This is a genomic window from Microcoleus sp. S36a_B3 (genome assembly GCF_036700745.1).
Taxonomy (GTDB): domain Bacteria; phylum Cyanobacteriota; class Cyanobacteriia; order Cyanobacteriales; family Microcoleaceae; genus Microcoleus.
Genome location: NZ_JAUBPN010000032.1, coordinates 1 through 23,168 on the forward strand (window position 1 = coordinate 1; position 23,168 = coordinate 23,168).

24 protein-coding genes are annotated in these 23,168 nt (G+C 43.3%); 14 read left to right on the plus strand and 10 right to left on the minus strand.

Annotated elements, in window-relative coordinates:
• The first annotated feature begins 269 nt into the window (after positions 1–269).
• From QUA01_RS23660 to QUA01_RS23670, 3 genes are all read left to right on the plus strand, one after another.
• On the plus strand, positions 270–1,526 hold the full coding sequence (locus QUA01_RS23660; RefSeq protein WP_333092894.1) for an ABC transporter substrate-binding protein: 1,257 nt from the start codon (positions 270–272) through the stop codon (positions 1,524–1,526).
• A gap of 233 nt (positions 1,527–1,759) precedes the next feature.
• Positions 1,760–2,710, plus strand: a complete 951-nt coding sequence (locus QUA01_RS23665) for a branched-chain amino acid ABC transporter permease (RefSeq protein ID WP_333092895.1) — start codon at positions 1,760–1,762, stop codon at positions 2,708–2,710.
• A 190-nt stretch (positions 2,711–2,900) separates the two neighbouring features.
• Complete coding sequence (locus tag QUA01_RS23670; RefSeq protein WP_333092896.1) at positions 2,901–3,836, plus strand: branched-chain amino acid ABC transporter permease; 936 nt, start codon at positions 2,901–2,903, stop codon at positions 3,834–3,836.
• Positions 3,837–3,934: 98 nt separating this feature from the next.
• Here QUA01_RS23670 and QUA01_RS23675 read toward each other — a convergent pair whose 3' ends face one another.
• Entirely contained in the window at positions 3,935–5,179 is a 1,245-nt protein-coding gene (locus tag QUA01_RS23675) for an SGNH/GDSL hydrolase family protein (RefSeq protein WP_333092897.1), read from the minus strand.
• Between the two features lie 258 nt (positions 5,180–5,437).
• Here QUA01_RS23675 and QUA01_RS23680 point away from each other — a divergent pair, with 258 nt between their 5' ends.
• Both QUA01_RS23680 and QUA01_RS23685 read left to right on the plus strand, forming a co-directional pair.
• Positions 5,438–5,944 carry a hypothetical protein gene (locus QUA01_RS23680; protein ID WP_333118285.1) on the plus strand — a complete coding sequence of 169 codons (507 nt, stop codon included), beginning with the start codon at positions 5,438–5,440 and terminating at the stop codon, positions 5,942–5,944.
• A gap of 96 nt (positions 5,945–6,040) precedes the next feature.
• The gene (locus tag QUA01_RS23685) at positions 6,041–6,682 is read left to right on the plus strand and encodes a Uma2 family endonuclease (RefSeq protein WP_333092899.1); all 642 of its coding nucleotides are present in this window, start codon (positions 6,041–6,043) and stop codon (positions 6,680–6,682) included.
• A 109-nt stretch (positions 6,683–6,791) separates the two neighbouring features.
• Here QUA01_RS23685 and QUA01_RS23690 read toward each other — a convergent pair whose 3' ends face one another.
• Together QUA01_RS23690 and QUA01_RS23695 are read right to left on the minus strand one after the other, a co-directional pair.
• Positions 6,792–8,663 carry a serine/threonine-protein kinase gene (locus QUA01_RS23690; protein ID WP_333092900.1) on the minus strand — a complete coding sequence of 624 codons (1,872 nt, stop codon included), beginning with the start codon at positions 8,661–8,663 and terminating at the stop codon, positions 6,792–6,794.
• A gap of 172 nt (positions 8,664–8,835) precedes the next feature.
• A complete protein-coding gene (locus QUA01_RS23695) occupies positions 8,836–9,795 on the minus strand; it encodes an aldo/keto reductase (RefSeq protein WP_333092901.1) in 960 nt (319 codons plus the stop codon).
• Between the two features lie 125 nt (positions 9,796–9,920).
• Between QUA01_RS23695 and QUA01_RS23700 the strand changes: the two genes are divergently transcribed.
• Complete coding sequence (locus QUA01_RS23700) at positions 9,921–10,532, plus strand: DUF1802 family protein (RefSeq protein WP_333092902.1); 612 nt, start codon at positions 9,921–9,923, stop codon at positions 10,530–10,532.
• Positions 10,533–10,543: 11 nt separating this feature from the next.
• Here the strand turns inward: QUA01_RS23700 and QUA01_RS23705 are convergent, their stop codons facing one another.
• The 4 genes from QUA01_RS23705 to QUA01_RS23720 form a co-directional block, all read right to left on the minus strand.
• A complete protein-coding gene (locus tag QUA01_RS23705; protein WP_333092904.1) occupies positions 10,544–11,194 on the minus strand; it encodes an ABC transporter permease in 651 nt (216 codons plus the stop codon).
• A 33-nt stretch (positions 11,195–11,227) separates the two neighbouring features.
• A complete protein-coding gene (locus QUA01_RS23710; protein WP_194009938.1) occupies positions 11,228–11,689 on the minus strand; it encodes a DUF29 domain-containing protein in 462 nt (153 codons plus the stop codon).
• Positions 11,690–11,742: 53 nt separating this feature from the next.
• Positions 11,743–12,498: an ATP-binding cassette domain-containing protein gene (locus tag QUA01_RS23715; protein ID WP_333092905.1), complete on the minus strand. Its 756-nt coding sequence runs from the start codon at positions 12,496–12,498 to the stop codon at positions 11,743–11,745.
• An 81-nt stretch (positions 12,499–12,579) separates the two neighbouring features.
• Positions 12,580–13,137: an NUDIX hydrolase gene (locus tag QUA01_RS23720; protein WP_333092906.1), complete on the minus strand. Its 558-nt coding sequence runs from the start codon at positions 13,135–13,137 to the stop codon at positions 12,580–12,582.
• A gap of 441 nt (positions 13,138–13,578) precedes the next feature.
• Here QUA01_RS23720 and QUA01_RS23725 point away from each other — a divergent pair, with 441 nt between their 5' ends.
• Positions 13,579–13,836, plus strand: coding sequence for a hypothetical protein (locus tag QUA01_RS23725; RefSeq protein WP_333092907.1), 258 nt, complete (start codon positions 13,579–13,581; stop codon positions 13,834–13,836).
• A gap of 255 nt (positions 13,837–14,091) precedes the next feature.
• Here the strand turns inward: QUA01_RS23725 and QUA01_RS23730 are convergent, their stop codons facing one another.
• Complete coding sequence (locus QUA01_RS23730; RefSeq protein ID WP_333092908.1) at positions 14,092–14,511, minus strand: hypothetical protein; 420 nt, start codon at positions 14,509–14,511, stop codon at positions 14,092–14,094.
• 509 nt (positions 14,512–15,020) lie between these two features.
• Here QUA01_RS23730 and era point away from each other — a divergent pair.
• The 7 genes from era to QUA01_RS23765 all read left to right on the plus strand — a co-directional run bounded on the left by era (position 15,021) and on the right by QUA01_RS23765 (position 20,656).
• Positions 15,021–15,932: a GTPase Era gene (gene era / locus QUA01_RS23735; protein ID WP_228042427.1), complete on the plus strand. Its 912-nt coding sequence runs from the start codon at positions 15,021–15,023 to the stop codon at positions 15,930–15,932.
• 159 nt (positions 15,933–16,091) lie between these two features.
• On the plus strand, positions 16,092–16,676 hold the full coding sequence (locus QUA01_RS23740; protein ID WP_333092909.1) for a Uma2 family endonuclease: 585 nt from the start codon (positions 16,092–16,094) through the stop codon (positions 16,674–16,676).
• Between the two features lie 32 nt (positions 16,677–16,708).
• Positions 16,709–17,287: a Uma2 family endonuclease gene (locus QUA01_RS23745; protein ID WP_333092910.1), complete on the plus strand. Its 579-nt coding sequence runs from the start codon at positions 16,709–16,711 to the stop codon at positions 17,285–17,287.
• Positions 17,288–17,358: 71 nt separating this feature from the next.
• Positions 17,359–17,589: a DUF433 domain-containing protein gene (locus tag QUA01_RS23750; protein ID WP_006634608.1), complete on the plus strand. Its 231-nt coding sequence runs from the start codon at positions 17,359–17,361 to the stop codon at positions 17,587–17,589.
• Positions 17,586–17,918 carry a DUF5615 family PIN-like protein gene (locus tag QUA01_RS23755; RefSeq protein WP_333092911.1) on the plus strand — a complete coding sequence of 111 codons (333 nt, stop codon included), beginning with the start codon at positions 17,586–17,588 and terminating at the stop codon, positions 17,916–17,918. Before QUA01_RS23750 ends, QUA01_RS23755 begins: the two co-directional genes overlap by 4 nt.
• A gap of 358 nt (positions 17,919–18,276) precedes the next feature.
• A complete protein-coding gene (locus QUA01_RS23760; RefSeq protein ID WP_333092912.1) occupies positions 18,277–19,266 on the plus strand; it encodes an AbiTii domain-containing protein in 990 nt (329 codons plus the stop codon).
• A gap of 313 nt (positions 19,267–19,579) precedes the next feature.
• Positions 19,580–20,656, plus strand: coding sequence for an ATP-binding protein (locus tag QUA01_RS23765; RefSeq protein ID WP_333092913.1), 1,077 nt, complete (start codon positions 19,580–19,582; stop codon positions 20,654–20,656).
• 377 nt (positions 20,657–21,033) lie between these two features.
• Here QUA01_RS23765 and QUA01_RS23770 read toward each other — a convergent pair whose 3' ends face one another.
• Together QUA01_RS23770 and QUA01_RS23775 are read right to left on the minus strand one after the other, a co-directional pair.
• Positions 21,034–21,951, minus strand: a complete 918-nt coding sequence (locus QUA01_RS23770; RefSeq protein WP_333092914.1) for an NAD(+) kinase — start codon at positions 21,949–21,951, stop codon at positions 21,034–21,036.
• Position 21,952: 1 nt separating this feature from the next.
• Positions 21,953–22,930 carry an SDR family oxidoreductase gene (locus QUA01_RS23775; protein ID WP_333092915.1) on the minus strand — a complete coding sequence of 326 codons (978 nt, stop codon included), beginning with the start codon at positions 22,928–22,930 and terminating at the stop codon, positions 21,953–21,955.
• Positions 22,931–23,168: the final 238 nt, after the last annotated feature.

Below are 23,168 nucleotides of genomic sequence, written 5' to 3' on the forward strand. Positions count from 1 at the left end.
TGAACCGCCTTCTCTTTGGCGCTTTATTAATATATCAACTCTCCCCTGAGTTGTCAAGCTTTTTTGCAAAGTTTTTTGCTAATCTTCAAGGCTATACGCAGCAGGTCTTTCCACTGCTGAGTCAAATCAATTCTACTATTACCGGGCTCTGGTTCTCGGGATATCGCTTCTTTTGATCGGTATTAGTAAGGTTTTTTCAGGGGACTCTTCCGCCAATGGGTAGAATATCTGTACAGACAGATGTTCTATATATATATGTTCGATCGCCCATGAAAAACCCTACTACTCGTCCTAGTGCCTTATTCGTTACCTGCGCTTCACTGCTGATTGGTTGCAGTCAGACCAACACTCCTCAGACCTCCACAACAGTATCTACAGCTACTTCGCCATCTCCAGCAACTTCGCCACAGGGTGCGGGTGCGGCGAACTCAGCCGCTATTCTCGTTGGAGTTGGGGTGGCGCAAACCAGCAATGTCGCCTTACTTGGCCAGGAACAGGTGGCAGGGGCGAAAATTGCTGAAAAGTATTTCAACGATCGCGGCGGTGTAGATGGGACGCCGATTAGAGTGGTGTTACAAGATACGGGTGGAGACGAACAGGGGGCGATCAATGCTTTTAATACTTTGATCAATCAGGATAAAGTGGTGGGTATTGTGGGCCCAACTCTATCGCAACAGGCTTTTGGTGCAGATCCGATCGCCGATCGCGCCCAAGTACCCGTGCTCGCACCCTCCAACACAGCTAAAGGCATTCCCCAGATTGGCGATTATGTCGCCAGAGTCTCCGCGCCCGTCGCCGTGGTAGCACCTAACGCAGTTAAAGCCGCCCTCAAGCAAAATCCCAATATCAAGAAAGTAGCCGTGTTTTTTGCTCAGAATGATGCTTTTAGCAAATCTGAGACTGAAACTTTCCAGAAAACAGTTAAAGAGATGGGACTGGAATTGGCAACAGTTCAAAAATTCTTGACTACTGATACAGATTTCCAATCTCAAGCCACTAATGCGATCAATGTCAAGCCCGATTTGATAATTATTTCCGGGTTGGCGGCAGATGGAGGCAATTTAATTAAGCAGTTGCGGGAGTTGGGCTACAAAGGCGTTATTATTGGGGGCAACGGTCTGAATACTTCCAACGTATTTACCGTTTGCAAGGCTCTTTGCGATGGGGTTTTGATTGCCCAAGCATACAGCCCGGAATATCAGAATGAAGTTAATAAGGCTTTCCGCGACGCTTATCGCGCCCAATTTAAGAAAGAACCGCCTCAGTTTAGCGCTCAAGCTTTTACTGGGGTACAAGTTTTTGTTGAGTCATTAAAGGCAATTAATGCTCAGTCTAAGATTAGTGAAACGCCTTTAGCCCAATTGCGGACAAAGCTGAATCAGCAGTTGTTGATGGGTAAGTACAATACGCCTTTAGGGGAAATTTCTTTTACGCCGGAAGGTGAAATCAATCAGAAAGATTTTTATGTGGCACGGATTAAAATGGAGGCGGATGGAAATAATGGTAGATTTGAGTTTTTGAAATGAATCAACAGGGAAGTTCGGCAACGGATGTAACGGATAGAAGGAAGATTTTTAGTTTGTCTATCGGTGAATGATTTAATATTGATATCGTTTCCGATAGCATCGGAATTATATATTTTAATCATTGATAGTGCGATCGTCCCCCCCAAGCGAAGTCGATCGCTCTTCGGGGACGCTCGCACTATATAATTCCAATGCTACTGGATTTAATATTGATGCGTAATTCGTGACGGGCGATGGATTTAACTCTGTTTCTGCAACAATTTTTGAATGGTTTGTCGATCGGCAGCGTGTATGCTATTTTTGCACTGGGATACACACTGGTGTTTTCTATTCTAGGAATTATTAATTTTGCTCACGGTGCAGTCTTTACTGTGGGTGCTTATTTCACCTATACGCTGATGGGGGGCGCTTTCGGTTTTAACGGGTTGTTAGCTAATGCGAGAATTCCCGTACAATTGCCTTTTGCTGTGGCGCTAATTTTGGGTAGTACGCTGGCTGGTTTGGTGGGAGTAATTCTGGAAAGAGTTGCTTTTTTGCCTTTACGCCGCAGAAACTCAGATCCTTTGCTGACAGTTGTTTCTAGTTTGGGGGCGGCAGTGGCGATCGCCAATATCATTCAATATCTTGTAGGGGCGGAAATTTACACTTTTCCAGCTAATACTTACGGTAATTTGCCAGCAGCTATTAACTTTGGTACGGCGGATAGACAGATTCCGATTCGCACTGTGCAAATAGTGATTTTTGGGGTAGCTGTGGCGATTGTTAGCCTGCTAACTTACTTGATAAATTTTACCAAATTTGGTAAAGCAATGCAGGCGGTGGCAGAAGATGCGACTACTTCTAGTTTGTTAGGGATTAATACTGATAGATATATTGTTTTGACGTTTTTTGTGAGCAGTTTTCTAGCTGGTTTGGCGGGGGGTTTGGTGGGTTCTAGTGTGAGTATTGCTGGGCCATATTTTGGAATTGCTTTTGGTTTGAAGGGTTTGGCTGTGATTGTGCTTGGCGGCTTGGGGAGTATTCCTGGGGCTGTTTTTGGTGGGTTTATAATTGGTTTGGTGGAGGCTTTTGTTCCTGGTGATTTTTCGGCTTATAAGGATGCTGTGGCTTTTGCGATCTTGTTTGTGATGTTGTTGGTTAGGCCGCAGGGTTTGTTTGGGCGGCGTTTGATTGAAAAGGTGTAAGATGATGCGGCGATTAAAATTGGGGCAACCACGGGGGATTGCCCCTACAGAAACTAATTAGATCGGAATGATTTAACCGCAGAGCACGCAGAGAACGCAGAGAAAGAGAAGAGAGAAATAAATGATTATGATAGGACTACATTGGAGATAAAGTTGGTATTTAAGTATGTTTATTATTTAAAATAAAATCATGGCTGTATTTTTTACTACTTACGGGTTTCTGATTGTCTTGATGTTGCTGGGTGCAATGTTGGGATTGTCGTTATATTTGCCTTTGATGAGTGGGCAGTTGTCTCTGGCTAGCCCCGGTTTTTATGCTTTGGGCGGGTATATTGCGGCGATTTTGTCTACGACGGTGTTTCAAACGACGGGTGGCTTATTTCCGCTGCCGTTGCTGTTATTGGAGATGATAATTGCAGGGGCTGTTTCGGGGTTGCTGGGTATTTTGGTGGGTATTCCGGCGTTGCGGTTGAGGGGGATTTATTTGGCGCTCGCCACTATTGCTTTTGTGGAAATTCTGCGGGTTTTATCCCTGAATCTGGATATTACTGGCGGGGCTGTGGGGATTTTTGGAATTCCGCAACCGTTTGCAACGTCGATCGAGTATTTATGGATTGTACTGCCTTTGCTGCTGGTAAGTATGGCGATTCTGTACCGACTGGAACGCATCCGGGTGGGACGGGCTTTTGCGGCGATTCGGGCTGATGAGTTGGCGGCTGATGCGATCGGCATTAACCCGACTTTTTATAAGGTTCTGGCTTTTACATTGGGCGCTATTTTAGCAGGGGTTGTCGGTGCGGTTAGCGCGCATTTCCTCAATACTTGGAACGCCCGTCAAGGTACTTTTGATGCTAGTATTATTTACTTAACTTTTGTGTTGATTGGTGGTAGTAGAACTTTTGTCGGGTCGGTTTTGGGTGGGATGATTTTTACTGCTTTGCCGGAGGTTTTGAGGGGGATGGCTACTATTCAAGGATTGCCGGTTTGGCTGGCGCAATTTCTGCGGGATGGACGGTTAATTATTTTTGGGTTGCTGATTGTCGTAGGGACGATATTTTTTCCGCAAGGGTTGGTGACACCGGAGTTGTTGAAGAAGTTGAGAAAGGGCGATCGCACTTCTGTTTAAAAACAGATAGTATTACGATTTTGCCCCATCCTCATCAATGGCTATATCAATGATCTACAATTATTAAGAATTTTATTATTTAGGTGAGAAGAATCATATTACTTTTGCTTGACTAGGGCGTTATTGTTGGTGGAATTCTTACCTTCTGCTTTGAACCGATCGCATAAGTTTTGTGCCATAAGTTGAGCAACCTGTTCATGACCTTGACTATTCCAATGACCGTCACAGCGCATAGCATTGGGAAAGCCATGTACGCAAGTTTTATTTTTTTCTGCATACTCTCGCAATCGCGGGACTGTATCCAATGTCGTAATATTGAGGCGATCGCCAAGGGCTTTGATCCTCTGATTAGGATAATACAAGTCGTTAATCCTAAATCGTTTCACATAGCTTTGACGCATCATAGGCTCAGGATTGACTTGAACTCCCGAACTGACAATCAAAATCATAAAATCTGCTTTTTGGGTCTTGACTTCCCGATTCATTAGTGTAATTAATCCTTCTGTTACTTGCCAAGCCTCTTTCCATACTGGATCGATAGGTTCTTGAAAGTTATGACCTGAGCGCTTTCTGTCTATCGTCTCAACTAGACGTTTCTTATTATTTAAATCAATTTGTCTGACTAACCGCAAAATGCGTGAATTATTGACCAACGAAGTCGGAAGATAATCAACAAATGAAAATTCTAAATAGTTATGTTGTCTTTGTGAAATGTTCAGCCCTGAATTATCTAGAACTAATTCGCCATTTTTATATACGAAAAATGGCTTACGTTGAGAAAATTCAAGTTTTTTTGAATTATTAATGATATCGTTGCCAGGAAGAAAAGCTAAGAGCACTAAATCTGGAGAATATTGCCAGACTTTATGGCGCAGAGTGATTAGTTCTTGATCCGTCCCATAGCCCTGAACGCCAAAATTAATTACCTCTACTTTGCGATCGCCTAAAGCAGTACATTGTTTATTGAGTTGCTTTCTCATTTTCCACCAAAAAGTATTTTCCATCGGTACTTGTAAAGATTCAGCAAAGGAATCTCCCAACACTGCGATCCGAAAAGTTTTTGGTGGTTTTTCTTTAGTATGTTCGCGATCGCGCAAACCATCTTTATTTGCGCGAATTAAGGAGCGATCGCCTTCCCCCTGCCACTCGAAAGACGCACCCGGTTTCAATGACCAACCAGCGGGATCGTCTAGTGTGTAACTTGCAAAAGAAGCAAGATCGCTTGGTTTTTCTATACCTTTAATTCCCCCCAGATGCAGAGCTAATTCTCCCATAAAAACACCAGCCATAATTCCTCCCAAAATTAGGCTGAGTTTTTGCGCCCATAAACTTAGTTTTTTCATTTTAGTTTTTTTATATATAAAAATCTAGTCTAAATCGCCGTGACTATCTCAAAAAGACAATCCCTACAGACAATTAATGTTTTTCTTGCGAAGCTAATTTTATACTTTTGAGTATCATATATCGATAGCCCAAAACTGAAAAGAGAAAAAAGACGGAAAAAGACGGGTCTTTATAAAATGTGGATGCAAGGCGGAAAAAGGCGGAAAAAGACGGAAAAAGTCGGCTATACTAACCGTAGTTCTCTGACAACCCTACTGATGGACACTGCCCATATATTGCAATTTGTAGATGAAGTGCTCAGCGCGAAGACAGGCAAACGTCTAAATGACTTGCAGCGTAAAATTATAGAGGGAATACTTAAGCGACAAAAGTATTATTATATTGCAGATACTTATGGCTGTACGGCTGGTCATGCTAAGGATGTAGGTTATAAGCTTTTACAAATGTTATCTAATGTTTTTGGTGAACCAGTTGATAAAGGTAATCTGGAATCTGTTTTAGAACGGCAATTAAATCTGAAGATCCATTTGGTCGATCGCACTACTAATTCTGGTAATAGCCACACAATTAACTATATCAATGGGTGCTCAGAACTACTCACTCCTACGCCAGATAAAAGTCAGCCTGCGACTCCCGACTACCATGACGGCGCGAATCAAGGTAAAATTGAAATGGTTGGTAAATTACGGGAGTTGGGCTTGAAGGATGAGCAAATTGCAGGGGTGCTAGGACTAGCCTTGGAGGCGGTGAAACAGGTAGATTGAAAAGAATGAGTTTATTTGTAGTCTCAAACCCTTTATCTGAAACAGTGGCGACTGTGGGTTGAAACACATATAATTCAGTCAGGAGGTATAAGTTTTATGTTCGCAGTCGTCACCCCAGAAAAGATTCATTTGCCACCAGGAACACTGATAAAATTTCCCGGTAGTTGGCAGGATTACCAAGCACTTGTAGAACAATTGGGCGATCGTCAGATTCCGCGCATCAAATATCGACCAGGAGAGATTTTATTAATGTCCCCTTTACCCGTACACGGAAAACAAGCTCATATTATCGCAATTGTGGCAATAGTTCTACTAGATTACTTGGGCAGAGATTATGAAGCGTTTACGCCAATTACGATGGATTTGCCGGAGGTAAGAGGGATTGAACCAGATTATTGTTTTTATATCGATAATTGCGCCGCCATTCTGGGTAAAGATCGGATTGCTTGGGGTGTTGAACCGCCACCCGATCTAGTAATTGAAGTGGATGTCACTAGCTACACTAATTTGGATGATTACTTGCCTTATCAAGTGCCGGAAGTGTGGCTGTTTAAGAAAAATAAGCTCAGAATTTACGACTTGCAAAACGAGCGATATGTCGAAAGTTCAGTTAGCCGTTATTTTCCCAATTTTAATGTATCAGAAATTGTGGAGGAATGCTGGCAAATGTCGCGCGATCGCCATACAAGTACAATAATTCGGGAGTTGCGACGAAAAGTTGAGAGAGAAAACTCTTGAATCATTCCTCTGTCTTAGGTTTGTAGTGAGGACTTCAGTCCTCTAGGAAAGGTTATTGCGATGAAGAAGGACTAAAGTCCTTACTACGAACCTGTTTTATGAAGGCTAATTAAACCGAAATAATATTCTGCCAAATTTTGATAGTTTTGTCACTGCTGCCGCTAGCCAAAAACTCTCCTTCCGGGGTAAAATTTACGGAATAAACAGAATTTGTATGACCTAAAATATTACAAAGTTCTTGACCATTTTTTACCCGCCAAATCTTGATAATTTGATTGCTACTGCTGGCAATTACTTCGCCATCGGGACTAAACGCGATCGAATCTACATACCAAGAATGACCTGCAATTGTTAAAATTTCTTGCCAATCTTTGACCCACCAAATTTTGATAGTATTGTCGTGACTGCCACTCGCCAGAAACTCTCCGTTGGGACTAAAAGCTACACAACGCACGCAGTCTGTATGACCAGTCAGCGTGCGAATTAGCTTGCCATCTTTGACTCGCCAAATCTTAATAGTTCTGTCCCAACTGCTGCTAGCCAGAGTTTCTCCGTCAGGACTGAAGGCGACGCAGTAAACTAAGTTACTGTGACCGCTAAATGTGCGGATTTCTTGCCCGTCTTTCACGCGCCAAAGCTTAATTGTTTTGTCCCAACTGCTGCTAGCCACAGTTTCGCCGTCGGGACTGAAAACTAAGCCATAAACTGAGTTGCTGTGACCTGCAAGCGTGCGGATTTCTTGCCCGTCTTTCATCCGCCAAAATTTGATTGTTTTATCGTGACTACTGCTGGCAAGTATTTTTCCATCTGGGCTAAAAACTACTGTATGAACTGAGTTGATGTGTCCGGCGAGAGTTACTATTTCTTGCCCGTCTTGTACTTGCCAAAGCTTGATTGTTTTGTCATCGCTACCGCTAGCGATAACTTCTCCGTTAGGGCTGAAAGCTACAGAGGAAATTAAATTTTTGTGTCCGGTTAAGGTGTGAATACATTGCCAGTTATGAGTTGGCTGAGGGGGCGGATTGGGATTGGCGGCAGGTTTGACTGCTTTGGTAATTGTTTGAGGAATGGTGAGTTTACTAGCTGCTTCTGGATTCAGTTGTGTTAAGACTTCAACAGCCGTTTGATAGCGATGGTTCGTAGCATTTTCAATCATTTTGTCTAAGATTTTGCCCGTTTCTTCACTCACCGGGTTGTTTGCCAAATATTGTCGCCAAATCCAGGCATCTTCGCCCGGATCGAAGAGGTCAAAGGGAGAAACTTGAGTTAGCAAATACAGGCAGGTTACGCCTAAACTGTACAAATCGCTGGTGAAAAATGCTTTGCCTCTGGCTTGTTCGGGGGCGATGTATTCGGGGCTACCGATGCTAGTTCCTGTTTTGAGTAAGGCTGTACCTGTAGCTATTTTTGCTGCACCAAAATCTACTAAAACTAATTGTTTATCGGCGCGGCGGATGATGTTTTCGGGTTTGATATCTCGGTGAATAACGTTGTGGGAGTGGATGAAGTGAAGTACGGGTAATAAGCTGTTGAGTAAGTCTTGAATTTGAATTTGTGTAAATGTACCTTCTGTTGCTACAATTTGTGCTAGATTTTGTCCGTCGATAAATTCTTGGACTACATATTGTCGGTTGTCTTGGATGGAATATGCTAAGAGTTCGGGAATTTGAGGATGTTTCCCTAATTCGTCTAATCGCATTGCTTCTTGTTCAAAAAGTTCGGCTGCTTTTTTGCTATTGCGATTGCTGGCTGATGGGATGAGTGGGGTTTCTGGGGGTAAGAATTGTTTGATGACGCAGCGGGGTTTTGATGGTTTGTCTTCGTCAACGGCGAGTAATGTTCTGCCAAAACCTCCTTGTCCGATCGCCTTTATGGCCCGATATCTGTCGCGCAACAGCAGTTTTGACCGACAATTTCGGCAAATTTTGGCTGTATCCGGGTTTTCGGGCTTGGAACAGTTGGGGTTTAGGCAATAACTCATTCGATTTTAGATTTTGGATTTTAGATTTTAGATTTCTTGTCCAAAGTTTTAAATATTATACCTCTTGCCCGACTATATAAAATTTGTTTGTAGTGAGGACTTGAGTCTTTCTATGCAAGTTGGGCAAAGAAGGACTGAATTCCTCACTACGAACCTTTGGAAGTCAACTATTTTAGAAGTTCCACATAACTGGGTTGTCATCTAAACTATCGGTGACGGTTCGCCCGATCGCGTCAATTTCTTTTAAGTCCTCTTGACTCAGCTTTACTTCGGCAGCTTTGGCATTAGCGGTGGCTTGTTCGGCATTGCGCGCGCCAACAATTGCGTTGGTTTGTGGCTGGGCGATTAACCAGGCTAATGCTAAATTGCCCAAGCTTGTTTGGTGGCGATCGGCAATTGGCCTGAGTTGATTTAATGCTGTTTGGACTCTGGCGTAATTTTCTTTGATAAACAGCTTGCTTTTGGCGCGGTGATCGCCTTCTTCAAATTTGTGTTCCGGCCCGAATTTACCTGTTAATATTCCTTGAGCTAGAGATGAGTAGGCAACGATTGAGATATTATTTTCTACACAGTAGGACATTGCCTCTTTTTCTACCCAGCGCCAAAACAGAGAATAGGGCGGTTGCAAGCTGTCGATGCGTCCGTATTGGGCGGCTTCTGCTATTTGGGCGCTGGAGAAGTTGGAAACGCCGATCGCCCGAATCTTCCCCTGTTCTTTTAATTTGTTCAGCGCGTCCATTGTTTCTGCAATGGGCACTAATTCGGAATTCCAAGTCCCGGCGGGCCAGTGGATTTGGTAAAGGTCGATATAATCGGTGTTGAGGTTTTTTAGCGATCGATCGCACGCCTCGACTACCAAATCGGGTTTGAGATGGTTGGCAAAAACTTTGCTAGCATAAACTACTTGCGATCGCACATCTGAAAGCGCTTTGCCGATAATTTGTTCCGAATGTCCTTCTCCGTAAACCTCCGCCGTATCAAAGGTGGTAATACCGGCCTCAAAAGCGGCGCGCATTGCTTTGATAGTTTCGGCATCCTCAATTCCCACCCACATCCGCTTCCCAGCTTGCCAAGTCCCCATAATTATCGGGCTAATTTGAATTCCCGATGTCCCCAATTGTCGCTTTTCCATAGCTATAGCCCTAATTTGGATTTTTACTATTTACCCTCAAACTATCTAATTTTAACAGAAAAAAGTTGTTATAATTGCTATAAATTACCGATTTTGTTACTTTGGTTAAAACCAAACTAAATCCTATGAAATCAACTACTCGCGCGCTGAAAGAATGGAATGTAGCGGTTAATGCTTTGGAACAGGGCAAAACGATTGTACTGTTGCGAAAGGGGGGTATTCGCGAGCAAGCAGGACAGTTTAATGTTGGTGATAAGCAGGTTTTGCTTTATCCAACTTTTGAACACCAACAGCCTGATTTATTAAAGCCAGATTTTGCGAGTCAGGTAAAAACGGTAGAATCTGGTTGGCATCCAGAATTTATTAAAATTAGCAGTTGGGCTGAGATTACCGATGTTTTTTTGGTAGCTTGGGAACCTGCAATTACGGCGCTTTTTCCTTACCATATCTGGAATGAAAAATTTGTCGGCGATCGCCTGAAATGGAAACAAAATCAGCCAATTTATATTTTACTACTGCGGGCTTATCGGTTAGCCCAAAATCTAGAAATTCCGTACATTTCTGCCTACGGCGGTTGCCGTTCTTGGATAGATTTGGCTAGTCCTATTTCCCTGGAGGGAAGCGAAGCTGTTTTATGCAATCGAGAATACCTTGAACGTTCAAATGAAATCCGTAATATGATCGCGAATCCTCCGAATGCTTCTGGTTCGCAGAAAATCACACAACTGACGATTTGATCGTTCGGACTTCAGTCTTCATTAATACTTTTTAATGTACTTTTAGAGAGGTGTCCTTCTACTAAACCCAGCCCAAAATCTGCTGCTAATGCCATTAAAGCTGACGGAATTGCCCCAGCTAAAAGTAACTGATTGTTGACTGTAGCAACGCCGCGAAAAATAAACACGCCCAAGCCGCCGGCACCAATTGCAGCGGCGATCGTTGCTAGCCCGATCGCAATTACCGCAGCAACTCGTACTCCCGCCAAAATTACGCCCAGCGCTAGGGGAAGTTCTACTTGCCACAACAGTTGCATATCCGTCATTCCCATGCCCGTTCCCGCTGCCACAATCGCCGGATCGACGCCGACAATCCCGGTATAAGTGTTGCGGATAATGGGCAGTAGGGAATAAAGTGTGAGGGCGATGATTGCGGTGCGATCGCCTATTCCTCCCACAACGGGCATCGGAATGAGCAAGCCAAACAAAGCTAAACTGGGAATTGTTTGCATAATATTTGCAAATCCCAAAATCGGCTTTTTCAATTGGGGTTTTCTCGTTACTAAAATACCGAGGGGAATCCCGACAATAATTGCGATCGAAATTGCCACAGTTACTAAATATAAGTGTTCGAGTACGCGCTGAATTATCTCCGCACCGTACCGATTTAAAAATTCTATCATCGGGTTATTGGTTATTGCTGATTGCTATCAATCTTATAAATCATTTTCCATTTCAGGACTTTCTTCACCAGGATAGAAGCGAAAGTCCAGAATTTCCTCTAAGCTGTAAAAGCAGTTTGGAGGAAATGTTTTAAGAGGTAGATCGGTTTCTCCTACTGCCAAATCTCTACCGTTTTGATAAGCTTCTTGGAAAGCTTCTTGCAAGTAAGGTTTCAGACTTGGGTTATCCTGTATCAGTCTCTGAGTGTCCCGCCGCTGCACTCGAATTGTAGACAGCCAGCTACGACTGCGCTGCTGGGGCTGATATTGCCACTTCAGCAAATGTCCCAGCAAAATGCTCAAACGATTTCTAAGTTCTTGACGTTCCTGTTTGCCCAAAGATTCAATCTCCTCAATTAAATTGGGCAAGTCAAGTTCACTCCACTGACACTTGCGAAGTAACTTGGCTTGTTCTTGCGTCCAAGCATAGAAGTCTGTCTCGTAAAGACTGTGCATTGTTTGATTATCAGCTTAGTTACTAAAACTATATTATCGAATTTTTGCTAAAATCATTCAAATCTAGCTACTTGCAAACATTCAAGAAATGCCTGAGCTTCTGGATGCTGAGATTTTAAAAAATCATCCGGTGAACCCAATTCAACCAATCGTCCATCCTGCATCAAACCAATTTTAGAAGCTAACAAAAAAGCTTCTTGAATGCCGTGAGTTACAAAAATCACAGTTTTGCCCAGTTGCTGCTGCAATTGACCGAATTCCCGCTGCAATTCCAGGCGAGTAATCGGGTCTAAAGCACCAAACGGTTCGTCCATTAACAGCATCGGAGGGTCTGCCGCCAGTGCTCTGGCGACACCCACGCGCTGCCGCTGTCCGCCAGATAACTGATGGGGATAACGTTTGGCGAAGTGCTGCGGATCGAGGTTGACTAATTCTAACAGTTGGCGGACGCGAGATTGAATGCGCGATCGCTCCCAACCTTCCAATTTCGGGACTAAACCGACATTTTGCTCGACGGTAAAATGGGGAAACAAACCAATTTCTTGAATCACATAACCAATTTTTCGCCGCAATTGAATGGGGTTCCATTCAGTTGTCGGTTTTCCCATGACAAGCACTTCACCGCTAGTTGGTGCGAGTAAATTGTTAATCAATTTCATGGTAGTAGTTTTGCCACTTCCGCTGCGTCCCAGCAATACTAAAACTTCTCCTTGCAGCACTTTGAAATTGAGTTTGTCTACTAAATGCCTGCGGTTGAGGCGATATGTCACGTCGAGGCATTCGACAGCAACTTCATTATTGAGAGGCATAATTAGTTTCGGTGATGTTGGTTATAATAAATCGTCAATCGGCTAGCGTCGCGGAACAATTTAAAATCTAAAATCCAAAATCTACAATCTAAAATTGTTGTGGTTTTGCCATTCTAGCAACAAGGCTCGACATTGGAGGCAAGTTAATTTTTTGAGCAAGTCTCGAATGCCGTCGGGGGTGACAGGATATGCAGCGCCGAGAAGTTCGGGGTTGACTGTGGCTGTCGGGTGCAATTCTGCCACAAAACCGTAGAGTTTTTGATTGGAGAATGAACTGTTGATGGCCCAGCCTGTGGTGTTGAGGGGTTGGATGCGGGCGATCGCACTTTCTGTCACGCCTAGTTCTTTTTTGATTATAGCTGGAACTGCCGCTGCTGGCGTTACTGCTTCTGGTACGCGACCGCCGGGAAAATCGAGGGTTGCGGATGCTACGCCGGGGCGATACATCGGTGAGGGAAACAAAAATTTGTCAGCTTGAACCGTCAAAATTACAACTGAATCTGCTCTTTCTACTCGCCAATATTCTACTATTTTCCCTTCGGCAGTTTCGAGATGTTCGGCGATTAGCTTTACCCAGTGAGAGTTGATTTCTACAAAACGATCTAGGGTTTTCCAGTGGTATTCTTGGGTTGGGTTCATGTTGTTACTTATTAGTTATTAGTTATTGGTGATTAGTTATTGGTTATTAGTTATTAGTTATTAGTTATTGGTTATTAGTTATTAGTTATTAGTTGTTAGTGCTGTCCCCCCGAGCTTTCCGTCCAACGTCATCAGGCAGAAGGCAGAAGGCAGAAGGAATAGGGCACAGGCAAAAAATAATTAAGAATATCCTAAGCGTTGGCTATGGTTGCTATAAATTAGATGTTGTTGGCTATGGTAGTCGATCGCTGTCGATCGCCCAAATACCCGATCGACCTTAGAGCCACTTTTCCCATCTCCATTGTAAATTTTTGCAACAAACTACACGTTCACCCTGATAATTCAGTAACATAGACTACATAATCAAAATTTATCTGCAGCTCTGGGTTGTTAAAACCCCGCAAGGAGTGCAGACTCTTAGCTCAACAGACAGGAGTAATTATGCAACTGCAAACAGATATTCGTACTTGGCAACCGCCAGCCGGCATCACGAGCGATCGCGATCGGGAAAGATTCGGCTGCGCCGTACCTGCACCAAAATTGGCTCCTGACCTGTGGGTAAGATTGTTCAATCCCCCAACAGCATTTAGTTTTGACGAAGCGCGGCTGTTGTGTCAGCACTCCGAGGACAAGTGGCTAGCTTGGATTCCCGATCATGGGGAAATTTTGCTGAATACGAATGAATTTTGCGCTACTTAATCAAAAATTAAAGTGTGGAAATCCATATCTTTCAGGCTTCAAAGCATATTTTTGGAAAAAACCAGGTCTTTTCGGAATTATCTCGTTTGTAGTGAAGACTTCAGTCCTCAAGGATTAAGCAGGACTAGAGTTTTCACTACAAACCAATTAATTAAAATTTTGACAACAAAAAGAGCAGTAGAAAACCTATTGCTCTTTTTGTCTTGTGCAAAAACACTCTCTAGTTTTTGTCTTCAGACAGCGGAACTTATTCGCTTATTTGCAAACAGCACGGTTATTGGCGTTTCTGACAATGGTGCCTACTCTGCCATTAATCATAATCGGGTTTTTGGTGCTGGCTCGAATCAAGCGGGGCTGTTTACCCAGACATTCTTTGATTGATTCAGACCAGGCGGTGAGAGCGCTGGTGTATTCTGTACGAGTCGCTGGTGCGCGAAACTGATCGGTAATTATGTGATCCGTGGTGATGCTAGTGTCTGTAGCAACATTCGTAATAATTGGAAAGTCAAAGTTTTTGGGCAAAGTTCTGTCAGGTATTTTGCCAGGTACTATCTGGTAGTTCATCGAGCCACCCTTGTAGTCAATACTTGCTTCGGGGGCTGTTTGAGCGAAGGCTGGAATAGGCAAGCTTGCTACCAAGACGGTGCAGCAACTCCAAAATAATTTCGATTTCATCCGATTCATCTCCTCAACTGTATGACGATTAGCACTAATTAGATAGGCTCCAAAAACATTAGCTTATATTTATCAAAAATATGATGCTAATGAGCTTTTTATCTGAAGTTTGACCCACCTAATTTATTAATATACATCCTCAAAAATGTGAAAACTGGTTTGCCTGACAAACTGTAGAACGGTTTCAGTTGAGTAAGACATTTACACATCTGAAGTTGTTACAGTATGGGAGACTCGATTTGACCAGAATGATTCATTTTAGATCGATGTTATGGGAACCTTATCAAATTTTGTCTCAGATATCAAGTTTTGCCGATCGCACATCACATCTTAACACTGTCCCAGCAGCTCGATCGCCCTTTGAGTGTTACGCGCTATACCAGGACGAGAAAGATGCTACAGTGCATCGATGGGCGTTTGAGTGTTTTCAAGCGACAATAGGCAGAGAAGGGGCTTGAAAATAGGTGAATTTAGTGGAAGATAGCAAGATTATAGACTTATCGGAAATCATGGGTGTTCCCGCGGCTCCTGCGGGTTACAAATCGGGCTTTGTGGGTATTATCGGGCGGCCGAATGTCGGCAAATCCACGCTGATGAATCAGTTGGTGGGGCAGAAAATTGCGATTACTTCGCCGGTGTCTCAGACGACGCGCAACAGGCTGCGGGGCATCCTGACAACGCCTGAAGCACAAATTATTTTTGTCGATACTCCCGGAATTCACAAGCCACACCACCAATTGGGTAAGGTTTTGGTGCAGAATGCGCGCACCGCGATTCAGTCTGTGGATGTGGTGCTGTTTGTGGTGGATGGTTCGGTGGAATCGGGAGGGGGCGATCGATATATCATCGAAATTCTCAGCAATTGCAAAATTCCGGTGATTTTGGGGATGAATAAGTTGGACGAACAACCGGAGGATTCCGTGTTGATCGATCGCACTTACGAGCAAATTGTCAATCCTGAGTGGCCAGTCGTCAAGTTTTCCGCTCTCACGGGCGAGGGCGTCGAACCGCTACAACAATTGTTAATCGAACATCTGGAGGTTGGGCCTTATTATTATCCGCCCGATTTGGTGACTGACCAGCCGGAACGCTTTATTATGGGCGAATTGATTCGGGAACAGATTTTGCTGCTGACGCGGGAAGAAGTGCCGCATTCTGTAGCAATCGCGATCGACATTGTTCAAGAAGAAGCCAAAATTACGCGAATTCTGGCGACAATTCACGTCGAACGGGATTCCCAAAAAGGTATTTTAATCGGTAAGAGCGGCAGTATGCTGAAGTCGATCGGCAGTGCGGCCCGGGAACAGATTCAAAAGTTAATTGAAGGCAAAGTGTATTTGGAGTTATTTGTCAAGGTGCAGCCGAAGTGGCGGCAGTCGCGCACTCGTTTAGCAGAATTGGGCTATCGCGTGGAAGAATAAAACTTTGGTGCTTTGCGGGATGTTCGCGATCGCATCCCTCTTTAAAAACTGTTCAAATTATTCTAAAAAGGCTTTCTGCAAAAAATGTTTGTGTGAGACTAAAATAGGGAATATAAATAAACTCCATTACCTATTACCTACCACTCATTACCTAAAACAATGATTGCCGGAAAAGAAAACTTTCCTCAAATAACCCCAGAAAAATACTTTGCTTGGGAAGAAAAGCAGCTAGAAAAGCATGAGTATATCGACGGTCAAGTCTACGCCATGAGCGGCGGTAGCGTCAATCATGGTCGCCTTGCCATCAAACTTACTGCCATGTTTGATCATCATTTAGAAAATAGTGGTTGTATAACGGGCAATTCTGACATCAGGATTAATATTGTCGAAACAACTAACTACACCTATCCTGATGCAAGTGTCACCTGCGACGATCGCGATAAAACCACAACCCAATACATTACTTACCCCTGCTTAATCGTGGAAGTTCTCTCTCCCAGCACTGAGGGATACGATCGCGGTGGCAAATTTAGAATGTACCGTAACAACCCTGTCTTACAAGATTACCTATTGGTTAGTTCCACCAGTATCGAAATGGATTTGTATCACAAAAATGATGCTGGTGAATGGCTCATCATTAACTACAAAGAAGGTGATACTATAGAACTAAAAAGCATCAATCTCAGTTTTGCGATCGAACAAGTCTATCGCAACCTCGACCTCACCCCAGAAACAACAGCTTAAAATTGATAGAGCGATTAAATTAGGAGATTGTTATGATTGCAGGTAGAAAGCAGGAGCGGTACTTTACACCTGAAGAGTATTTTGCTTGGGAGGAGCAACAATTAGAAAAACATGAGCTAATCGATGGTCGCGTATATGCGATGAGTGGGGGTACGCAAAATCATAGTGCGATCGCTATTAATTTCTTATTATCGATTAGATCTCACTTGCGAGGAAATCAATGTAGAGTTTTTAATTCGGATTTAAAGGTTAATATTCTCAATACTCGCAACTATACCTATCCCGATCTGAGTGTCACTTGCGATCGGCGAGATAATTCTAGTCCTCAATATATTACCTATCCCTGTTTGATTGTTGAGGTTTTATCGGATAGTACCGAGGCTTACGATCGCGGCAAGAAGTTTGAAAAATATCGCCGCAACCCGAATTTAATTGATTATGTTTTAGTGAGTTCTGATGAGATGGCGATCGATATTTATCACAGAAATGATGCGGGGGATTGGTTGATTCTGAGCTATCGAGCGGGCGATCGCGTTGAGCTTAAAGGTATTGGGTTGAGTTTGGCGATCGAGAAATTCTATGAAGAAATTGTTTTCGAGCAGAAATCTTGAATTTATAAATGGATTTATGAGGATACATTCTATGTAGCTTCACAGAAAAATGGTATTACCGAGTGTTTCTTATGAACTACCGAAACCACATCACGATCGAGGCAAATAAACGCGGTGGTAAGCCTTGTGTACGCGGCTTGCGAATTACGGTTTATGAAGTGCTTGAGTACCTGGCTTCCGAGATGACCGAAGCAGAAATTCTAGACGATTTTCCCGATTTGACACGAGAAGATTTAAAAGCTTGTATAGCTTATGCTGCTGACCGTGAGCGTCGGTTTATGACCGCGACCTTATCGGCATGAAATTACTTTTTGATGAAAACTTGTCGCCCAAGTTGCCGAATCGTTTGAGCGATATTTTTCCAAATTCGCTTCACGTTCGAGATGTGGGCATGAAAGCAACGATCGACCCAATAGTTTGGGATTATGCAAAAGACAATAATTTGATGATTGTCTCGAAAGACGCGGATATGCACGACCTGAGCTTAGTATTTGGGAATCCACCGAAAGTTATTTGGCTTTGCCTTGGAAACTGTTCGACATTGCAAATTGAAAATTTGCTACGTCGGAATTTTAACGCGATCGAATTATTTTATGAAGATGAGACTTTATCGCTGCTTGCTTTATCATAATTGTACCGATCGCCGAGGGTGTGCGATCGACTCTAAATGCTCTCTAATCTAAAATCTAATAAAGATAGGTTTTTTCAGTGCGGCGGCTTAAGTGATTGAGTCGAATCGTGCGGCGAACTCGATCGAGGAAAGGAGATTCCGATGGGGAGTAAGAACGGGTTGACATACGTCATCGATATGCGGTATCTTTAGAATATATGCAGTATTGTACCGCAACTGCAACATAATTATAAGTTATGATGCTGGGCTATCGGTTAGGGCAGCACTTTAAAATTATCGGCAGGGCAATTCAAAAGAGTAGTTTAAATGACACGTTAGAATAAAAATGCAGTTTTTGAAGCAAGGTTAACGAAGCTTTATGGGTTCATTAGTTTTGGAACTACAAAGAGATGCGCTTAATCCAGAAATCTCCGTGTTACTTCTACTAAGAAAAGCTTTGGTTGTTGCAAGGAAACTCAATATTCAGGAGTTTCAGCAATGGGTAGAAAAAGAACTTAATGGCTATCCTGAGATATCATATCTCCCTCAATATCGCTTCATGTTTGGACAGTTAAAGGCACGTAATCCTTCTATCGGATGGATACCAGTCATAGTTAATCCTCAGATTCACGAGTTCATATCTAAACGACCTGTTGTTCAACCAATCAGTCAAATAGAAACACTTGTTGAAAATTTGAAGGATAAAAACGACCCTTTAATTACCATGCCACCAGCATTGGAAAAATTTTTAAGAGAGTACCATGGCATTCAATTTGAAATGCAAATACATATAGATATATCACAAGCAACAGGCGTGCTAGAGGCTGTACGGGATGTCGTTCTTAACTGGTCATTGAAATTAGAGGAAGATGGGATTTTAGGCGAAGAAATGACTTTCTCCCAAGAAGAAAAACAGATCGCTGCCAAGAAAGATTATAGTAGTTTAATCCAAATCACTATAGGACAGTCACAAGTGCAAAATTCTTCATCAGAAAGTCAATCAAGCTCAGAATCATTCAGCAATGACCTTCGCGAAGCAAACGTTGCTAATTTCGCAAACCAAGTTTCTGGCAATGCGCGGCAGCAGGCAAATCAGCATATCCATTCATCTGAGTCGCGGAGGACTCTTGCTGAAGCAGCCGAGGAAATTCAGCAACTCTTGAAGCAGTTGGAGCAGACGAACCCAACTGCAACTGAGTTAGAAAAAGTTGCTTATGTTAATGATGAAACTACTCCAAGTTTTAAGCGTCGTGTCGCAGGTGCGCTCCAGGCAAGCGGTGAAACAGCAATCGACGAGTTCATTTTAGAAAACAAATATCTCAAAGTTGTCAAGTCGGCTATCAAAGGTTGGCTACAACCAGGTAGTTAGCGTTACTAGCAGCATAACAACGCCCATGCACGACGACCGCCAAAAGTTGCTCGGTTATGATGCAAAGGTTATCTGCGGCGGGTGATGGGCACCGTTATCTCGCAAACACTGCCTGACTTTGGAGATGATTAGGAAGCTCGATCGAGAGCTTTACAGAAAGAAAATTGGTAGAATAAATAGATACGCTTCATCGCGCACCATACAACAAGCTCGTAAATCCAATCTTTTCACCAAACCTCAAACTAGGAGATTCTCAAAAATTCCAACTATGAACTACCGAAACTACAGATGCCATGTGAGGGAAACTATATAAATGCCCAATAAATTAAGAAATACCCGATCTGGTACTGCTGGCGAAATGAATGTCATAGCAGTTTTGTCGCGATGCGGATTCAATATTGATAAACCTTTACAAATTGATGACGAGATTGATGTAAACTTCAGAGTAAAAATTGGAAAACTTAATATTACAATTCCTATACAAGTTAAATCGGTTCAATTTCCAGAAAAAACAAATATAAAACATAATTTTATTCAGGGATTAAAGAAAAAATATTTAGAATGTCAACCATACTTATGTCTTGCCATTTACCGTCCTGAAACAAATGAAATATGGTTTATAAACGGCAGCAAAAAAATACAAGAAGTCTATCATTCACAAGAATCTTGGAACGCAAAGCATCGTCCATATAATAACTTGTCTTTGGATGCTGACATACGCATTGCTCTACCTTGCAAAGATATATTATTTAATCAAAAATGGAAAATTCCTGCTGATCCTTGCAATTATCTAAACAGTCGTTTTCAAGAATTAATATCTGAGATTGAAAAAAATATTATTCCCTCAGACGAAATCATTTCATCTATCACTACCATTGAAAGTAAATGTGCAGTAGTAGTAGAAGTATTGGACATTAGCGGTCAAGTCGTTAGGAAGAAATATCGACTTGAAGATACAATAGAGGAATTAATATCCTCAGCAATTTCTATATTAGAAGAGTTTATTATTCCTAATTTCTCACCTCTGATTCACCAAGAGCGCATCTCTATCATGCTGCTTCGCGAATTATTAGTAAATGCGATAGTACATCGCGCATACGATCGAGCTAATGATGTAGTTATTAAGGTTATGCCAACTTCGATTCAGGTAAAAAATCCTGGAAGGTTATTGCCTCCTCTAAGTCTTAGTAACAATCAAATTTCTGGAGGATACGTTGTAATAAGGAATGAAAAATTAGCATTGCAGCTTCGACAAAAAGGGCTTGTTGAGTTAGTTGGTAGTGGGTTGTTATGGGTAAAAAAAATGCTAAAGCATCAAAATCTTTCTCCAGCAATTTTTACGCAAGATGCAACATCATTCTCAGTGACAATAAGCTATGAGAATGTCTAGGTGACCTTGATGCCTAACAACGCCCATGGACACCGACTGTCGAAAGGTAATTTGTTATGATAGAAAGGTTGTTGGCGGCGGGTGATGGGCACCGTTATATCGTAAACGCTGCCTGACCTTAGAGATGATTGGGAAGCTCGATCGAGAATCAAGGATTTCGCTGGATAAATGTTGGGCTAGATTACCCACACTAATTGCTGCTTTATTTTACGATTTATCAACAGATAAAGAAATCAAAATCCCTTCAATCGGTGAAAAACGGGAACGGGAATTGCGGTCTCCTACAGCTAGGACTTGATATGATATCTACGAGCAAGCCAACTGGTTGAGCCAACAATCCCCGTACCTTGATAGTCGGGGAGTGTCAACAACAACTATTAAGGCAACTCAACCGAATTCGGTTTAGCAATGTGAGGCAAACCCCAGCCTAATTTTTCCCGCAAAATGTGGAAAAACTCAAAAGACTGTATCCGAACAAAACGCGCTGGGTAGGGCGATCGCTCCACTTGCACCCAATCCTCCGGCAAAACATAACATCCGCCGTTCCCATCTACCACCATTACCAGGCGATTCGGACTCGCCGGCAAAATTTTGACCGGTTCGGTGTTGGAAAACACCAAAGCCCGCGAAGCCATCGAATGGGGGCAAATAGGGATCAATTGCAGCACCGGTATTCCGGGAATAATTACAGGCCCGCCGGCAGAAAGGGCGTAGGCTGTCGATCCTGTCGGAGTCGAGATAATTACTCCATCTGCGGCAATGTCAATAGAGGCGTGCTGACCGATCGCCACTTCAAAATGACACATACAAGTCAGCGGTTCGCGGTGCAGAACCATTTCATTGAGACAAAGGGCTTCCCAGAGGCAGTCATTGTCTCTAAACAGTCGCACGGCCAGCATTGACCTTTCTTCTATTTCGTATTCTCCGGCGATCGCCTTTTCCAAAGCTTGCGGGAGCAAGTTTAGGTAAGTTTCTGTTAAAAAGCCCATATGACCGGTATTGACAGTCAGCAGTGGCACTCCGATGGGAGCAACTTGGCGAAATGCAGACAGCACCGTACCGTCGCCGCCCAAAACCACTGCAAACTCCATGTCACTGTCAAAACCGGGAGGGACAAGTTGGTCGATAGGAGTGTGGCACATGGGGCGATCGGGGCTAGAATAGCCCAAAATTCCCCCGGCACCGGAAACCGCGCAGACCTCCCAGCCGCGGGCAGTCAGCTTGTCTTTCAACTCTTCGGCGATGCGACAAGAGACTGGTTTAACGTCGTTGTATATAATCCCAGCTTTCGGCACTTTAAAATGTAAAGGGCATTTTTTGTTTACTCCGTTTTTTCGTCTTAAGCTGCTCGTACTCTATTTCCTTGAGCTTCTTCAGAATCAGATTAAAGTATTCTTCGAGATAAGACTCCAAAGTAGTAGTTTCTTTGGGGTCGATTCCGAAGACACTGTAAACATCATCCATCGGAGCTTTCAAGGGTTTTCCGGCGGCCAAAACTTCTGAAAAAGCCAATCTGTCAGCTACGTTCCAACTCCACTGAAAGAACTTAGCAAATTGACGGGTGGCTTGCAACAAGGCATCTGGGGTGCGCGTAATTTTCGCTTGCTTCCCAGAAAGCCGCTCGCACAACCGCACGATTTCTTCAGCATCCCAAGCTCGATTTCCCACTACCGGAAAAGTTTTTTTCTCGGTTTCGGGAACCGAAAGCGCCCGGACGGCAAACTTCGCAACGTCCTGAGTGTTCATGTAGGCAAGGGCTGACGGCTTGTTAGGCAGCCAAACTGCCTGATTGTCCAAAATCGGCATCGCGTACAGGTTCACCAGTCCTTGCAAAAAGCCGCAAGGTCTCAAGATTGTGTAATCTAGACCGGATTCTGCTAAAAACAGCTCTGTACAGCGCTTAATTTCCAACAAGGGGACTTGCGGATATTTCTCGGCATCGAGAAAGGAAAAGAAGATGTAACGCTTGATGCCTGCTGCTGCTGCTGCTTGGATCAGCGATACTTTTCCATCCCAGTCTACTCTTTTGATGCTGACAGAATCGCCGGCACTGGCTGTTGCTGCATCGATGATAGCACTGACGCCTTCTAGTGCAGGAATCAGGCTGTCGGGCTGGCAAAGATTCCCCGGTACCAGTTCGGCGCCCCATTCTTTCAAAAATGCAGCTTTTCTGTAATTTCTAACTAAACAGCGCACCTGGTAGCCCTCGTCTAGGGCGCGGCGGGCTATTTGGCGGCCGAGAGTGCCGGTGGCACCTACAATCAATAAAGTCATCTAGGGATTTATTTATGAATCTTAAACTTTCTATACAATAGTATCAGGTCTTTCTCATTTTTTTATAAAAACTTAACAAAAACCTGAAATCGTCTCATATAACGATCGGTATCCAGCAGGCGAGAGAGTCCCAGAGTCCCAGAGTCCCAGAGTTTGAGAGAAAGCGTTGCGTATTTATCGACGAATAAAAATTTTGCTTGTGGCTTTGATACTGATGTCTTATTGACGATATGTTGTA

What these genes read in the sequence shown, in the direction of transcription:
- QUA01_RS23725 (WP_333092907.1), top strand. Translation starts at nt 13,579, where the DNA reads ATGCAACTGCAAACAGATATTCGTACTTGGCAACCGCCAGCCGGCATC.
- QUA01_RS23700 (WP_333092902.1), top strand. Translation starts at nt 9,921, where the DNA reads ATGAAATCAACTACTCGCGCGCTGAAAGAATGGAATGTAGCGGTTAAT.
- QUA01_RS23755 (WP_333092911.1), top strand. Translation starts at nt 17,586, where the DNA reads ATGAAATTACTTTTTGATGAAAACTTGTCGCCCAAGTTGCCGAATCGT.
- QUA01_RS23685 (WP_333092899.1), top strand. Translation starts at nt 6,041, where the DNA reads ATGTTCGCAGTCGTCACCCCAGAAAAGATTCATTTGCCACCAGGAACA.
- QUA01_RS23660 (WP_333092894.1), top strand. Translation starts at nt 270, where the DNA reads ATGAAAAACCCTACTACTCGTCCTAGTGCCTTATTCGTTACCTGCGCT.
- QUA01_RS23760 (WP_333092912.1), top strand. Translation starts at nt 18,277, where the DNA reads ATGGGTTCATTAGTTTTGGAACTACAAAGAGATGCGCTTAATCCAGAA.
- QUA01_RS23715 (WP_333092905.1), bottom strand. Translation starts at nt 12,498, where the DNA reads ATGCCTCTCAATAATGAAGTTGCTGTCGAATGCCTCGACGTGACATAT.
- QUA01_RS23710 (WP_194009938.1), bottom strand. Translation starts at nt 11,689, where the DNA reads ATGCACAGTCTTTACGAGACAGACTTCTATGCTTGGACGCAAGAACAA.
- QUA01_RS23775 (WP_333092915.1), bottom strand. Translation starts at nt 22,930, where the DNA reads ATGACTTTATTGATTGTAGGTGCCACCGGCACTCTCGGCCGCCAAATA.
- QUA01_RS23745 (WP_333092910.1), top strand. Translation starts at nt 16,709, where the DNA reads ATGATTGCAGGTAGAAAGCAGGAGCGGTACTTTACACCTGAAGAGTAT.
- QUA01_RS23730 (WP_333092908.1), bottom strand. Translation starts at nt 14,511, where the DNA reads ATGAAATCGAAATTATTTTGGAGTTGCTGCACCGTCTTGGTAGCAAGC.
- QUA01_RS23765 (WP_333092913.1), top strand. Translation starts at nt 19,580, where the DNA reads ATGCCCAATAAATTAAGAAATACCCGATCTGGTACTGCTGGCGAAATG.
- QUA01_RS23695 (WP_333092901.1), bottom strand. Translation starts at nt 9,795, where the DNA reads ATGGAAAAGCGACAATTGGGGACATCGGGAATTCAAATTAGCCCGATA.
- QUA01_RS23670 (WP_333092896.1), top strand. Translation starts at nt 2,901, where the DNA reads ATGGCTGTATTTTTTACTACTTACGGGTTTCTGATTGTCTTGATGTTG.
- QUA01_RS23690 (WP_333092900.1), bottom strand. Translation starts at nt 8,663, where the DNA reads ATGAGTTATTGCCTAAACCCCAACTGTTCCAAGCCCGAAAACCCGGAT.
- QUA01_RS23665 (WP_333092895.1), top strand. Translation starts at nt 1,760, where the DNA reads ATGGATTTAACTCTGTTTCTGCAACAATTTTTGAATGGTTTGTCGATC.
- QUA01_RS23740 (WP_333092909.1), top strand. Translation starts at nt 16,092, where the DNA reads ATGATTGCCGGAAAAGAAAACTTTCCTCAAATAACCCCAGAAAAATAC.
- QUA01_RS23720 (WP_333092906.1), bottom strand. Translation starts at nt 13,137, where the DNA reads ATGAACCCAACCCAAGAATACCACTGGAAAACCCTAGATCGTTTTGTA.
- QUA01_RS23675 (WP_333092897.1), bottom strand. Translation starts at nt 5,179, where the DNA reads ATGAAAAAACTAAGTTTATGGGCGCAAAAACTCAGCCTAATTTTGGGA.
- era (WP_228042427.1), top strand. Translation starts at nt 15,021, where the DNA reads ATGGGTGTTCCCGCGGCTCCTGCGGGTTACAAATCGGGCTTTGTGGGT.
- QUA01_RS23705 (WP_333092904.1), bottom strand. Translation starts at nt 11,194, where the DNA reads ATGATAGAATTTTTAAATCGGTACGGTGCGGAGATAATTCAGCGCGTA.
- QUA01_RS23750 (WP_006634608.1), top strand. Translation starts at nt 17,359, where the DNA reads ATGAACTACCGAAACCACATCACGATCGAGGCAAATAAACGCGGTGGT.
- QUA01_RS23680 (WP_333118285.1), top strand. Translation starts at nt 5,438, where the DNA reads ATGGACACTGCCCATATATTGCAATTTGTAGATGAAGTGCTCAGCGCG.